The sequence below is a fragment of the Ruegeria sp. SAZD013 genome (genome assembly GCF_059612525.1).
On record NZ_JBXWQT010000019.1, the window covers coordinates 172,566 to 185,606 of the forward strand.

Sequence of the window (13,041 nt, forward strand, 5' to 3'; positions counted from 1 at the left end):
CTGTCAGGCGGCGTGTGCAGATGTGTTCGGGACAGGAGTCCAGCAGGGCAGCGTCAGATCCGCCTTCAGCACCCGAACCTCAAAGGGTTTCAGCACCGGCAACGCGGTTGATCCATAGCCACCGGCACCGCGGGCCAGATCCGGGAACAGGGTGAACAGCTCGCGCCTTGTGGCGGGTGCCATCGCGCCCAGTGTCGTTTCGCCGGGATAGAAGGATTCGGACCAGACGCCTTCGACATTCACCAGCTCATGCCGGTCAAAGAGGATATGGACATACTCGACCCCTTGCGCGGGCAGCTCCTGAACGATTGTCCGCCCGTTGATCAATCCCTTGGCCGGGGCCAGCATCGCGGTCTCGCAATGCATCAGCTCCATCATCGCCGAGGTGACGGCGATCCGGTGTTGTGGCGAGACGACCAGATCACGGCTGGGGCTGTTCGGCCCGAAACACCCCGCCATGATCCGGACCGGGCAGAGATGAGGGTCCTGTTGCAACTCCTGCGCTGACAAGCGACGCCTGCCGACCCAGCGCACCGGGCGGATATGGCCCTTGGCAGTGACAACCGGGTCGCCGGGGTTCAGGGTTTCGACCCGGCGCAGCCCGGCGGGTGTCCGGATCAGGGACCCGGCGGTAAAACACACGAAAGACGGCAAGGTCTGATAGGCGGTTGGCGCTGCAGTCCCGCCAAAGCTGGTCCCCGTGATCGTATCGTTCAGCTGCGCCTGACCCGAGGTGACGATGATGTAGCGCGGGTTCGAGAACTGAACCAAAATGAAGGTGACAGGCGCCCCGTTCACCGTTCCCGAATAGCTTTCGAAAGTGCTGAAATTCTGGCTTGTCCCGGAAAAACCGGGCAGGGTCGACAGATCAAGCTGCGCGCTGTCAGGGTCGGGATCCTGCAACAGGGCGTCATTGTCTGTGATATCAACGGAATAAGCGGCAGTAATATCGACGCTTTTATTGCTGTAGGGGTCTGCGCTGATTTCGAAAACGGTAATCGAGGCCACGGTCGAAAAGCATCCCTGAATGCAACATGATCATCCTTATGGTTGAGTAAATACACGCATGAAGTGTTAACATTTGATTTACCAAGCCACGGGACACCCGGTGTTCTTGACCGCACGTACAAAAAAAGCCCCGGTCGAAACCGGGGCCTTTCGCATTCAATCTAAGGGTTGGCAGATTACTCTGCGCTTTCCTCTTTCTTTTCTTTCTTCTCGGGAACGATCTCTTCGCCGGTTTCCTGGTCGACCACTTTCATCGACAGGCGAACCTTGCCGCGATCGTCAAAGCCCAGCAGCTTGACCTTCACTTCCTGACCTTCCTTCAGAACATCCGACGGATGGTTCAGGCGGCGGTTTTCGATCTGGGACACGTGGACCAGACCGTCGCGCTTGCCAAAGAAGTTCACGAAAGCACCGAAATCGACGATCTTGACCACCTTGCCGGTATAGACCTGACCTTCTTCCGGCTCGGCCACGATCGACCAGATCATGTCATAGGCTTTCTTGATCGATTCCCCATCGGGCGATGCGATCTTGATGACGCCATCGTCGTTGATGTCGACCTTGGCACCCGAAACCTCGACGATCTCGCGGATGACCTTGCCGCCCGAACCGATCACTTCACGGATCTTGTCGGTCGGGATGTTCATGGTCTCGATGCGCGGCGCGTGGACCGAGAACTCGTTGGTCTCGGACAGGGCTTTGCCCATCTCGCCCAGGATGTGCATCCGGCCGTCCTTGGCCTGTGCCAGGGCGGTTTCCATGATCTGAGGCGTGATGCCCGCGACCTTGATGTCCATCTGAAGCGAGGTGATGCCGTTTGCAGTACCCGCAACCTTGAAGTCCATATCGCCCAGGTGGTCTTCGTCACCCAGAATGTCGGTCAGAACTGCGTAAGACCCGTCATCTTCCAGGATCAGACCCATGGCCACACCGGCAACCGGAGCTTTCAGCGGAACACCCGCATCCATCATCGACAGCGAACCGCCGCAGACTGACGCCATCGAGCTGGAGCCGTTGGATTCGGTGATCTCGGACACCACGCGGATGGTATAGGGGAAGTCGGTCGGCGCAGGCAGAACCGCCTGAAGTGCGCGCCATGCCAGCTTGCCGTGGCCGATTTCGCGACGGCCGGGCGAACCCACGCGGCCCACTTCACCAACCGAATAGGGGGGGAAGTTGTAATGCAGCAGGAAGTTCGATTTGAAGTTGCCGTGCAGCGCGTCGATGAACTGCTCATCGTCGCCGGTGCCCAGCGTGGTCACGGCCAGCGCCTGGGTTTCACCGCGGGTGAACAGGGCAGAGCCGTGGGTGCGCGGCAGCAATGAGGTTTCGGCTTCGATGGCGCGAACATCGGTGGTCGATCGACCGTCGATGCGCTTGCCGCCCTTGACGACGTCACCGCGCAGAATGCCGGCTTCCAGCTTTTTCATCGCCGAACCAAGGTTGGCGTCTTCCAGCTGTTCCTCGGTCAGCGCTTCCTTGATCGTTTCACGGGCAGCGGCAACAGCGGCGGTGCGCTCCTGCTTGTCGGTGATCGCGAACGCGGCGCGCATCTGCTCTTCACCGGCAGCCGACACGGCGGTGTAGAGCTCCGAGTAATCGGGTGCGACGAATTCGAACGGCTCTTTCGCGGCGTCTTCGGCCAGCGAAATGATCAGGTCGATGACCGGCTGGATCTGCTCATGCGCAAAGTTCACCGCACCCAGCATTTCGGCCTCGGACAGCTCATAGGCTTCCGATTCAACCATCATCACGGCGTCTTTGGTACCGGCAACAACCAGATCCAGACGCTGTTCAGGGTTCAGGCGCAGGTCCTGCATGTCGTCCACGGTCGGGTTCAGGACGTATTCGCCATCCACGAATCCAACGCGGGCACCGGCGATCGGGCCCATGAACGGCGCGCCGGAAATGGTCAGCGCAGCCGACGCGGCGATCATTGCAACGATGTCGGGATCATTGACCAGATCGTGGCTCAGCACGGTGCACATCACCAGAACTTCGTTTTTGAAACCGTCAACGAACAGCGGGCGGATCGGACGGTCGATCAGACGCGCGGTCAGCGTCTCTTTCTCGGTCGGGCGCGCCTCGCGCTTGAAGAAGCCACCCGGAACCTTACCGGCGGCATAATATTTCTCTTGGTAATGTACGGTCAGCGGGAAAAAGTCCTGACCGGGTTTTTGGCTCTTGGCAAAGGTCACGTTGGCCATGACGCTGGTTTCGCCCAGCGTGGCAATCACGGTGCCGTCGGCCTGACGGGCAACCTTGCCGGTTTCCAGTGTCAGCGTCTCCTCGCCCCACTGCATCGATTTCTTCGTTACATCAAACATATGCGTATCCTAGAACGGAGCACTCCCGCCCCTGCGGGTCTCCGGTTTTGCATGGCGGCCCCATTGCCGCCGACCCCATTTATCTTCCGTTCGAGTGCCGGGGTCAGGGCACAACGTCTCAGATACCGCGCGCATACATGAGAATGCGTTGGAAGGAAAGCGAAACCGAAAAAGCTGGCCGGATCATGCTGAGGCAGGCCCTGACCCCTCGCAGCGCGATACAAGGCACAGGGGCCGCATGATGGTGCGATGCGTGCCATTGCCCCGTCCGGGAAATGGCCTGACAGAACCGGATCACTGCGCTAACCTCACTTTCATTGGGGGTGCGAATGAAAAGACGGCTTACGACAGTGCTGGCGGCTGACGTTGTCGGGTACTCGGCGCTTATGGATCAGGACCGGCAGGGTACACTTGCAGCACTGAAATCGTTCCGTGACGACACGCTCACTGCCCTGCTGGAAACCCACAACGGCACATTGATCAAAAGCATGGGGGATGGCTGGATCGCCGAATTCCGGTCAACGTCCGACGCGTCGGATTTTGCGATTGCCCTGCAATCCTGCGACAGGCCCGAAGGGCTGCGGCTGCGCATCGGTATTCACACGGGTGAGGTCATCACGGAAGGCGAAGACATTTTCGGTGATGGCATCAATGTCGCTGCCCGGCTCGAAGCATTGGCCAAACCCGACCAGATCCTGATCTCGGACACGGCGCATCACAGCCTTGACCGGGGCGATGCGGCCCTGTTCGACGGCGGCGGGCAGGCCGAGCTGAAGAACATCACGCGCCGCGTTGGTGTCTGGTGCTGGCCAAAGGGTTCAACCGCCCATCTTGCTACACCCGCCGACACTCGTCCGGGGATCGCCGTTCTGCCCTTCAACAACATGTCCGGCGACCCCGAGCAAGAGTTCTTTGCCGACGGCATAACCGAAGACATCATCACGGAACTGTCGCGCTTTCGCTGGCTGATGGTCGTGGCCCGCAACTCGTCCTTCATTTTCAAGGGAAAAACGACGGATATCCGACAGGTCGGCCTGACGCTCGGGGTTCGGTATGTGCTGGAAGGGTCCGTCCGACGCGCCGGACAGCGTGTCCGGATCACCGGGCAGTTGATTGATGCGGAAAATGGCAGCCACCTGTGGGCCGATCGCTTTGACGGGGTGCTGGACGATATCTTCGACCTTCAGGACAAGGTCACGCAAGAGGTCGTCACAGCGATCGAGCCATCGCTGCGCCACGCCGAAACGAACCGGTCCCGCGCCAAGCCGACCGAAAACCTCGAAGCCTATGAACTCTACCTTCAGGCGCTGTCGCATTTTCATCTGCTGACAGATGACGCCAATCGCGAAGCCATCCGGCTGACAACGCTGGCGCTGGACCGCGACCCGGATTACGCCGCTGCCGCAGGGCTGCTGGCCTGGCTGCATATTCAGCGGCTTGTGCAGGGGCTTGATCCCATCGGCGAAGGGCCCAAGGCCGCCATCAGCGCGGCTGAACGCGTTCTCATGAGCGACCGCTCCGACGGCATTGCCATGGCTTATGCGGCGCATTCAATCTCGATGCTGGCCCGCGACCTGCCGCGTGCGCGTGCGGCGTTCAAACAGGCGCTGGCCGAAAACCCCAATGCTGCAAGCGTCCACATGCTCGCCTCCATCAACCTGTGCATGTTGAACCGACCGGATGAGGCATTGGACCACGCAACACATGCCATTGAACTCAGCCCGAAAGACCCGATGCGTCATGCGGCACATATCGCCCGGGCAAGTGCGCTGTTTCAGCTGCGCCGGTATGACGAGGCCGCCGCCGCAGCGCGTGACGCTCTGGCCGTTCGGTCAGGATTTGTCATGAGCCACCTGATGCTTATTGCCGCCTTGGGTCAGATGTCCGATGCCGCAGCGGCGCAGGCGGCGATAAGCGACCTGAAAGCACTGCGCCCGGATATCACCGCTTCCTCGGATCAGACCAGGCTGCCGATCTTTACCGTTCCGGCCTGTTCCGAAAGCTGGCGCGAAGGGTGGAAAAAGGCCGGTCTTCCCGAATAACGGCTGATCTACAGACACGCGTCCTGCTGCTGCCACGAAACGCCGCGCGCGCCCCGGCTGGCGGCGTCCGGGGGGGCGACTGGCTGTTCAAGTGTGATGTTCACCACAGAGAGAATTCAAAACTCGTCTATTGTGCAGGCTTATTGTGTCAAAGTTAAAGAAAGTAGGTTTACCCATGAAGCTCCATTCCGCCTCTGGCATTTCATTCAACCCTGATGTGTTCGACGAGTCATTCATCGAGATGCTCGACAAGCTCCCCGAGGACGCGGTGGAGGACATCGACCTTGATGCAGGCCCCAAGATGCCGCTGATGACAGCCCCCGCCGCCGAACCAAGCGCGGCGGACGTGGCCGCGATCATGGAAAGCGCATGGGAAGAGCTTTATGCCTCAGACGAAGGGGCCGATATCCGCGCGCTACCGGCCGACCAGCAGGCGCAGATCAAGGCGCGGTTCCTGTCTCCCGACCCGATACCCGAGGCCGAAGCCGCCACGGTTCCCGTCGATGCCGCGCCGTTCTCGGTGCATGAAACTGCGGACAGCCTGATCCTGATGCAGGGGGACACGCCGCTTTTGGGGGCTCCGCTGGGCACCAGCAGGAAAAAGCGCAAGAAAGCTGCGCTGAACACCTTTATCGGGGCCGCCGCCAAGGCGTTTGCAGATATCATCACGATGGCCATGGCCGCGCTGGGGGTTTATCAGGCGCTCGGAACCAAGACAGTCACGCGGGCCGGGGCCGGGATTGCTGTCAAATGCAGCGGCCCGATCAGCCGCCACGCCGGTGCAATCGCCAAGGCCGGAACGGCGGGCAGCGATCTGGCCATGATGAAGGCAATGCTGGGCGTCGCCAAGGCGTCCGTCGGGTTCACCAAACTTGCGGGCATCGTTCTGACCGACATGAGCGGCCTTGAAAAAGCCGCTGCGATTGCCACCTGCGTCGGCGGCATGACACTGGCCGTCGCCTCGGCAAGCGGGTCGTTCTGGCTGTCGATGCTGGCGATGGTAACCGCGGTTGCGATGTTCGTGATCGACACCGCCTTGGCGGTCGATACCTACAAAAAGTGGCAGGCAATCTGACCAGAGACATCAAAAGCCATACCGAGCGGCGTCGCGGATGGGCACCGCGGTGCCGTCGCGGCTGTTTGCCTAAGTGCTCATGCTTCTGAGAACTCGTTGATAGAAGGCGCCGTCCGCATCCTCATCTGCACGACTTGCGACCCATTCCAAATCCAAATTCAGTGCCCCTACGGGAACGATCTTCCGCGCGATTTCGGGCGGAGTGGTTTTGTCAGTCCTTCCATTCTTCCAATCGTGAAAGGCTGATGAGTATCGAACAACCGCCCCGCTGGTCGGCAAATCGAGCAACCCGCCCTCGGCAAAGAACATCAACCCGTCACCCATTTCTTCCCCGATGAGTTTGAGCCTGTTTCCCAAACGATGTTTGAGGATGGCCACAAACACTATCGCCGCGGAAAACGTGAATTTATCAACAAGCACAACAACCTGCTTGCTTGCGATTTGCGAGATCGCGTCTATCAAAGGCATAGTCAGAAGAAAATCGCCGCCGGTGTTTCCGCGAACGTCAATCAAAAGCGTTCCGTTCGGACGGGCGCGCACGCGTTCCACCGCGGCTGAGACGGCTTTGTGCAGCGTTGTTTCGTTCGGAGCAAAAAAGCTCGGCAACGCTATTGATAGCCCAAGATCTTGCCAGTCCTTTATTTCCGCAAAAGTCTCAGGCACCCAGGTTGGATCATCCTTGCCGTGCTCATTTCTCGGGTAGAGCATCGATCCAGGAACAGTGTTTCCATTTGCCACTTTCAGATTGGTTATCTGCCCATTTTCGTCCTGCACACGGTACTCGGTCGTTCCACCGTTTGACGAAAAACCCAAACGTGCCAAGGCGTACGGCCAAGCCAAAAGAATCGGTCCGATGACTCGCTTCCTTTGGCATGTTCCCGCAAGAAACTGTTCCGCCTTTGCTTCAATCTGGCTCAAAGCTGCGCCGTTGACTGCAATCAGTTCTCCTCGCGGTGCAGTTATCTCTGGAAACGCGCCGACGAGTTGCACAGAACGCCCTACGCTCACGAACCTCAGCGGAAGCACTGTGATTGCATCGTTCGGGATAAGCCTTGTGTGCCCATTGTCGGGAAGTGCCAGTAGACGCATCGCGGACATCAAGAAGGCTTCGGTGGAGCCTTCCAAGGCGTATCGCCGGGTTTCACTAATGCAATTGTCTATCACCGCATATTCGATCTGCTGAAAGCTGGGATCGGTCGGCAAGACAGTTTCTAAAATTTGGTTTAGGTCTTCCGTGAGCGACATGCCTCACGATGCGCATGGCCACTCGTCAATGTCCAGATTGGGCTCACCTTGCCAACCGAGATTGAGTTTACCACTGCAGCTTTGGTCGGTTGGAATACTTGACATTCGTCCACATAAGAAAACGCCCGCCTATTGGGCGGGCGTACAAATCTTACAAACCGGGGTTCAGAACCGGTACAAAACGTAACAATTACGTTTAGCGGCGGATGCCCAGCTTTTTGATCAGGTCCTGGTAGCGCGCCTCTTCCTTGCCCTTCAGGTAGTCCAGCAGCTTACGGCGCTGAGCAACCATTTTCAGCAGACCACGACGACCGTGGTTGTCTTTCTTGTGGGTCTTGAAGTGCTCGGTCAGGGTGTTGATGCGCGAGGTCAGGATAGCAACCTGAACTTCAGGCGAACCGGTGTCGCCTTCTTTGGTTGCGAATTCTTGCATGACGCGTGTTTTTTCAGCGGCAGTGATCGACATCGGGGTCTCCTTTTAAGGTTAGGGTTGATGGCGCAGGCCGGGATGTCGTCCAGCACAGGCCCATGGAGAAGACCGCACCGATTCCGATGCGGATGGGCGCGTATAAGCGCATTTGACCCAAATGGCAAAGGGTTTCTACGGGCTCAGGCCATCTGCCCGTATTGCGCCAACTGGGCTTCGGTGATCAGCTGAATGTCGGCCGCTGTCATCCCTTCGGCACCATATACCTGCGCAACTTCCTGGCCATCTATGAAAACCCTTGTCAGGTTGGCGTTTTCGGCGTCGACCTCAACCTCGATTGCCGGGTCGGTCTCATCCTCCCACGTCACCAGCAGCTTGTCTTCGCCGGGTTGAAAACCCATCACGGTCACCTGATCGTCGCCGGGGTTCAGCACGATATCATCGGCCCCGGCTCCGCCCGTCACCACGTCGTTGCCGCCTGCCAGAATGGTATCGTCACCCGCACCGCCGTTCAGGAAATCCCTTTCGGCGGCACCTTCTTCGATCCCGAAAACAAAGTCGTTTCCGTCCCCGCCAAAGACAGTATCCTCACCTTCGCCACCGTTCAGAACATCATCCCCGAACCCGCCCTGCAACGCATCATCCCCTGCGCCGCCGTCCAGCCTGTCGTCGCCCTGACCGCCAAACAGTTCGTCCTCACCCGCACCGCCATCCAGAGTGTCGTCACCAAAGTGACCGTAAAGGGCGTCATCCCCGTCATCTCCGAACAAAAGGTCGCCATCCGCCTCACCGTGCAGGATGTCATTTCCCTGCCCGCCCGATATTTCATCCGCGCCGTCGCCCCCGTGCAGAACGTCGTTGCCCTTGGCACCGTTTATCGTGTCGTCCCCGCCGTAGCCGTTGATCTGATCGACACCGTCCTGCCCGGTAATCACGTCCGAACCATCGCCACCGGCAATCACGAGATCGCCTTCACATTCCGAGATCACAGTCCCGGTGGAGGGTGCCTCGCCACTGTCCGGCGAAGGTTCGGTGTTAGCGTTTTCCGGGTCTTCGACACCTTCACCGATGACCAGAAACTCACCGGTATCAACCTCAGCCGATGGCTCACCTTCCGGGTTTTCATCCGGCGTGTCGTCCTCTTCGATCAGAAAATCGCTCATCGCGTAAGCAGCGCCGCCGATGGCGGCCAGTCCAAGCAATCCGGCCAGAAACATTGAACCCCTCCGAAAGCATGATGCTCCGAGGGTGGAATATCCCATGTCGCCCGTCACCAGGTCAAAGGTAAACCTTTAAAATGGTTAATCCTTTGTCACCAGACCTCAGGCTGACGCGTGTATGCGATATAAAGCGGATGTTTGGGATGACCGTCTTTGGTCAGGCCCAGATGGAACAGCGATTGGCCGGTGCCTCGCAACAGGGTTTCCACCGCAGGGCCGCGTCCCAGATGCGCGCCGTGCGTACCCCAGGCCGCGATGACCTGATCGGCCCATCGCACACCGTCAAGAATGGCCGCGTCGTTCCCGGGCCCGACCGGATCGGCGGCAGCCCGCATCTTGCGCGGGTCGGTATCGCGCCAGGCAAAGATGTTCGTGACCTGAAACGCGCCGAACCCAAGCGCGCGTGCGCGCCGTTCACAGCGTTCCACCGTCGGGTCGTTCTGCACCTCGGTCGCGGTTGACGGGTTCAGCATCACAAACAGCGCCTTGCGCCCTTCAGGGTCCCAGATGCGGGTCAGGCTATAGCGGTATTTCTCGCAATCGGAATAGATGGCGGTCGAGGGCGCGTCGCCCTTGGTGTGGGAACGGGTGATCATGCCCTTCGCCTAACACGGCTCTCAGTCGACGAACACCCGGCTAGGGTGCAATTCACCGGATTTATAGATGCCCACGGCCACGGCCTTGCCGTCGAACGATGCCCAGGCCTCGTCGCCGTATTCAATGTCTGAGGCCAGCACCATGCCCGGATTGCCATTGCGCAGACGGGTTGCCCCCTCGGCGGTGCATTTCAGCTCGGGCAGGTCGGACAGGCCGGTTTCCAGTGGGTGCAGATATTCGTCCAGCGCGGTTGTTTTCGCCATTTCGTCAATCTGCTCGATGCTTAACCCGTCCTCGGCCTCGAAGGGGCCGGACCAGATGCGGCGCAGTTCCTTGACGTGGGCGTGACAACCCAGCGCCTCGCCCAGATCGCGGGCAATCGAGCGCACATAGCCGCCTTTGCCGCAGGTCATCTCCAGCACCACATGGTCTTCGTCGGGGCGGTCGACAAGGATCAGTTCCTCGACCCAGAGGGGGCGGGCGGTCAGCTCCACGTCCTCACCATCGCGGGCCAGTTTATAGGCGCGCTGGCCGTCGATCTTCACCGCCGAGAATTTGGGCGGCACCTGCATGATGTCACCCAGAAACCGGGTCAGCGCCTGCTTGATATCGTCATCCGAGGGGCGCGTATCGCTTTGCGCGATCACTTCGCCCTCGGCATCGTCCGTGTTGGTGGCCTGCCCCAGGCGCACAGTGAAGGTATAGGCTTTCAACGCATCGGTGATATAGGGAACGGTCTTGGTTGCCTCACCCAAGGCAATTGCCAGAACGCCGGTCGCCTCGGGATCCAGCGTGCCCGCATGGCCCGCCTTTTTGGCATCCATCGCCCAACGCACCTTGTTGACCACGGCGGTCGAGGTCATGCCCGCGGGCTTGTCCACCACCAGCCAGCCGGAAATGTCGCGACCCTTGCGTTTACGTCCCATCATGCACCTTGAATCTTGCTAAGGCGCGCGAGTTAGCGGATCACTCTGCCGCTGTCAATTTGCGGGCATTTCTTCGACCACGCCGACAATTGGCCCCAGCGAGAATCCCAGATCCGAGCGGTTGCTGGCCCGCTCATACATCCGCGAGATATTGCCGTCGAAAAACAGCGCGTTTGGTGTGCCAAGCACATCGCGGAACAGACGCCCGAATTCGTGGAAGGTGACATAATCTTCCGAGATCGCAAACACCGCTCGCGTACCGTCGGAACTGGTGCCGACCCCATTGCGAACATAAAGCGAGGTCGAATCGGGCAGGAAGCGCGGGTGCAGTTCTCCGTCGATCACCAGCATTGGACCGGATTGGGTAGCAAAGCGGCAGGTGGGGGCCTGATCCACGTAATCAAGCGTTTCAAACACATCCGCCCGACCCTTGCGGATGCAGAACACGCCATTGGGCAGCAACCCGAAATTGCCGGGGCCGGGGTTGGCGATCACACGCATCTGTTCCTGCCCGTCCTCGACATAGTGGCCAACGGGTGAACGGTCGTCGTGATACATGCCCGCGTTCATTGCAAAAGCCAGCCGTTTGCCTTCCGGGGCCAGCACTTCGTTGACCGCCGAAAAATGCCCCAATACCTGACCGTCTTCGCCGTTCAGAAACAGCCGCAGGTCTTCGTTGGCGGCATCAACGTTGCAAACCGTATAACGTTTGTCCTCATGGGTCAGCTTTTCACAAGTGACCGCGCCTGCCTGCGCGGCCCAGAGAAGCGTCGCCAATGTGACAAACGTGCGGATCACTCGTCCAGATCGCGGCGCACCGCGTCCTGTTCGAACATACGGCGGGTGTCGTCCAGACGGTCAAACGTGTCATCCAGCCGAAAGCGCAGATCGGGCGCGAATTTCAGGCCGACTTTCTTGCCGACCATGCGCCGCAGCTCACCCTTGTTGCGGGCCAGCAGCTCGATTACGTCCTCCTGCCCTCGGCCGCCAAGGGGCAGCACATAGGCGGTGGCGATCTTCAGATCGGGCGAGGTGCGCACCTCACCCACTGTGATCGACAAGCGGTTCAGGTCGGGGTCATGGACATCTCCGCGCGCCAGAACTTCGGACAGAGTGCGACGGATCAGTTCGCCGACACGCAGCTGCCGTTGGGACGGGCCGGGGCCATCATGGAATTTGTTCTTTGCCATGTCTTCGATCTAAGCCGAAAGCAGGGCTTTGCCAAGCGGGCGCGAACGGGGTAGGAGGCTTTGAGCCGACATTGCCGACCTGAACAAAAAGGACCAGCGCTATGACCCATATTCCGGGGATCGTCATTACAGGGGCTTCGGGCCGTATGGGGCAGATGCTGATCAAGACCGTGACGGACAGCGATCAGGCGCGCCTGGTGGGTGTGGTCGAGCGGAAAGGCCATGACTGGATCGGTCAGGACGTGGGCAAAGCGATGGGCGGCCCCGCGCTGGGCGTGACCGTGACCGACGACCCGTTGGAGGCGTTTGCACAGGCGCAGGCCGTAATCGACTTTACCGCGCCCGAAGCGACTCTGGAATTTGCCGCGCTGGCCGCGCAGGCGCGCTGTGTGCATGTGATCGGCACCACCGGCATGTCCGACGAACAGATCGCAGCTTTGGAACCCGCGTCGCGCCATGCGGTGATCGTTCGGGCCGGAAACATGAGCCTTGGCGTCAACCTTCTGGTGCAATTGACCAAAAAGGTCGCGGCCGCATTGGATGAGGATTTCGATATCGAGATCATCGAAGGTCACCACCATCACAAGGTCGATGCACCTTCGGGCACGGCGCTGATGCTGGGTGAGGCCGCAGCCGAAGGGCGCGGCGTCGAGTTGTCGGATGTGTCCGACCGGGGCCGGGACGGCATCACCGGCGCGCGCAAGCGCGGAGATATCGGCTTTCACGCTATTCGCGGCGGCGACATTGTCGGAGAGCATGATGTCCTGTTCGCCGCCCCCGGAGAACGCATCGTCCTGCGCCATCTGGCCACGGACCGCGCCATCTTTGCCCGCGGCGCGCTGAAGGCGGCCCTGTGGGGGCAGGGCAAGGCGCCGGGTCAGTATGACATGGTGGATGTGTTGGGGTTGTAGGCGCTGCTAAACATACGCGGTCAAATCAACTAATCGAATGAATGCGGTGCTCCAAAAAAGCACCGCAGCAACA

Annotated in this window: 12 protein-coding genes; 3 read left to right on the forward strand and 9 right to left on the reverse strand. The window is 59.8% G+C overall.

The window, feature by feature from the left end:
• Positions 1-3 precede the first annotated feature (3 nt).
• Together AC2FLU_RS05965 and pnp are read right to left on the reverse strand one after the other, a co-directional pair.
• Positions 4-1,008: a Hint domain-containing protein gene (locus AC2FLU_RS05965; protein WP_496808926.1), complete on the reverse strand. Its 1,005-nt coding sequence runs from the start codon at positions 1,006-1,008 to the stop codon at positions 4-6.
• A gap of 176 nt (positions 1,009-1,184) precedes the next feature.
• A complete protein-coding gene (pnp, locus tag AC2FLU_RS05970; protein WP_480474259.1) occupies positions 1,185-3,335 on the reverse strand; it encodes a polyribonucleotide nucleotidyltransferase in 2,151 nt (716 codons plus the stop codon).
• Positions 3,336-3,664: 329 nt separating this feature from the next.
• On the opposite strand from pnp, the gene AC2FLU_RS05975 reads away from it, so the two are divergent.
• Positions 3,665-5,377, forward strand: coding sequence for an adenylate/guanylate cyclase domain-containing protein (locus AC2FLU_RS05975; protein WP_496808925.1), 1,713 nt, complete (start codon positions 3,665-3,667; stop codon positions 5,375-5,377).
• Positions 5,378-5,552: 175 nt separating this feature from the next.
• Positions 5,553-6,452, forward strand: coding sequence for a hypothetical protein (locus tag AC2FLU_RS05980; protein ID WP_480493945.1), 900 nt, complete (start codon positions 5,553-5,555; stop codon positions 6,450-6,452).
• A 69-nt stretch (positions 6,453-6,521) separates the two neighbouring features.
• On the opposite strand, the gene AC2FLU_RS05985 is transcribed toward AC2FLU_RS05980, so the two are convergent.
• The 7 genes from AC2FLU_RS05985 to rbfA all read right to left on the reverse strand — a co-directional run bounded on the left by AC2FLU_RS05985 (position 6,522) and on the right by rbfA (position 12,057).
• Positions 6,522-7,697, reverse strand: a complete 1,176-nt coding sequence (locus AC2FLU_RS05985; RefSeq protein WP_496808924.1) for a S41 family peptidase — start codon at positions 7,695-7,697, stop codon at positions 6,522-6,524.
• A 196-nt stretch (positions 7,698-7,893) separates the two neighbouring features.
• Positions 7,894-8,163: a 30S ribosomal protein S15 gene (gene rpsO / locus AC2FLU_RS05990; RefSeq protein WP_480474255.1), complete on the reverse strand. Its 270-nt coding sequence runs from the start codon at positions 8,161-8,163 to the stop codon at positions 7,894-7,896.
• A 143-nt stretch (positions 8,164-8,306) separates the two neighbouring features.
• The gene (locus AC2FLU_RS05995; protein WP_496808923.1) at positions 8,307-9,341 is read right to left on the reverse strand and encodes a calcium-binding protein; all 1,035 of its coding nucleotides are present in this window, start codon (positions 9,339-9,341) and stop codon (positions 8,307-8,309) included.
• Positions 9,342-9,436: 95 nt separating this feature from the next.
• Complete coding sequence (locus AC2FLU_RS06000) at positions 9,437-9,940, reverse strand: DUF1643 domain-containing protein (RefSeq protein WP_480517980.1); 504 nt, start codon at positions 9,938-9,940, stop codon at positions 9,437-9,439.
• A gap of 21 nt (positions 9,941-9,961) precedes the next feature.
• On the reverse strand, positions 9,962-10,867 hold the full coding sequence (truB, locus tag AC2FLU_RS06005) for a tRNA pseudouridine(55) synthase TruB (RefSeq protein WP_480494047.1): 906 nt from the start codon (positions 10,865-10,867) through the stop codon (positions 9,962-9,964).
• A 54-nt stretch (positions 10,868-10,921) separates the two neighbouring features.
• Positions 10,922-11,665 carry a phosphodiester glycosidase family protein gene (locus AC2FLU_RS06010; RefSeq protein WP_480474249.1) on the reverse strand — a complete coding sequence of 248 codons (744 nt, stop codon included), beginning with the start codon at positions 11,663-11,665 and terminating at the stop codon, positions 10,922-10,924.
• Positions 11,662-12,057: a 30S ribosome-binding factor RbfA gene (gene rbfA, locus AC2FLU_RS06015; RefSeq protein ID WP_480474247.1), complete on the reverse strand. Its 396-nt coding sequence runs from the start codon at positions 12,055-12,057 to the stop codon at positions 11,662-11,664. Before rbfA ends, AC2FLU_RS06010 begins: the two co-directional genes overlap by 4 nt.
• 101 nt (positions 12,058-12,158) lie before the next feature.
• Between rbfA and dapB the strand changes: the two genes are divergently transcribed.
• Positions 12,159-12,968 carry a 4-hydroxy-tetrahydrodipicolinate reductase gene (gene dapB, locus AC2FLU_RS06020; RefSeq protein WP_480517976.1) on the forward strand — a complete coding sequence of 270 codons (810 nt, stop codon included), beginning with the start codon at positions 12,159-12,161 and terminating at the stop codon, positions 12,966-12,968.
• Positions 12,969-13,041: the final 73 nt, after the last annotated feature.

Excerpts from the sequence above, each read along its gene's own strand:
- pnp (WP_480474259.1), bottom strand. The coding sequence starts at position 3,335 with ATGTTTGATGTAACGAAGAAATCGATGCAGTGGGGCGAGGAGACGCTG.
- AC2FLU_RS05975 (WP_496808925.1), top strand. The coding sequence starts at position 3,665 with ATGAAAAGACGGCTTACGACAGTGCTGGCGGCTGACGTTGTCGGGTAC.
- AC2FLU_RS05980 (WP_480493945.1), top strand. The coding sequence starts at position 5,553 with ATGAAGCTCCATTCCGCCTCTGGCATTTCATTCAACCCTGATGTGTTC.
- AC2FLU_RS05985 (WP_496808924.1), bottom strand. The coding sequence starts at position 7,697 with ATGTCGCTCACGGAAGACCTAAACCAAATTTTAGAAACTGTCTTGCCG.
- rpsO (WP_480474255.1), bottom strand. The coding sequence starts at position 8,163 with ATGTCGATCACTGCCGCTGAAAAAACACGCGTCATGCAAGAATTCGCA.
- AC2FLU_RS05995 (WP_496808923.1), bottom strand. The coding sequence starts at position 9,341 with ATGTTTCTGGCCGGATTGCTTGGACTGGCCGCCATCGGCGGCGCTGCT.
- AC2FLU_RS06000 (WP_480517980.1), bottom strand. The coding sequence starts at position 9,940 with ATGATCACCCGTTCCCACACCAAGGGCGACGCGCCCTCGACCGCCATC.
- truB (WP_480494047.1), bottom strand. The coding sequence starts at position 10,867 with ATGGGACGTAAACGCAAGGGTCGCGACATTTCCGGCTGGCTGGTGGTG.
- rbfA (WP_480474247.1), bottom strand. The coding sequence starts at position 12,057 with ATGGCAAAGAACAAATTCCATGATGGCCCCGGCCCGTCCCAACGGCAG.
- dapB (WP_480517976.1), top strand. The coding sequence starts at position 12,159 with ATGACCCATATTCCGGGGATCGTCATTACAGGGGCTTCGGGCCGTATG.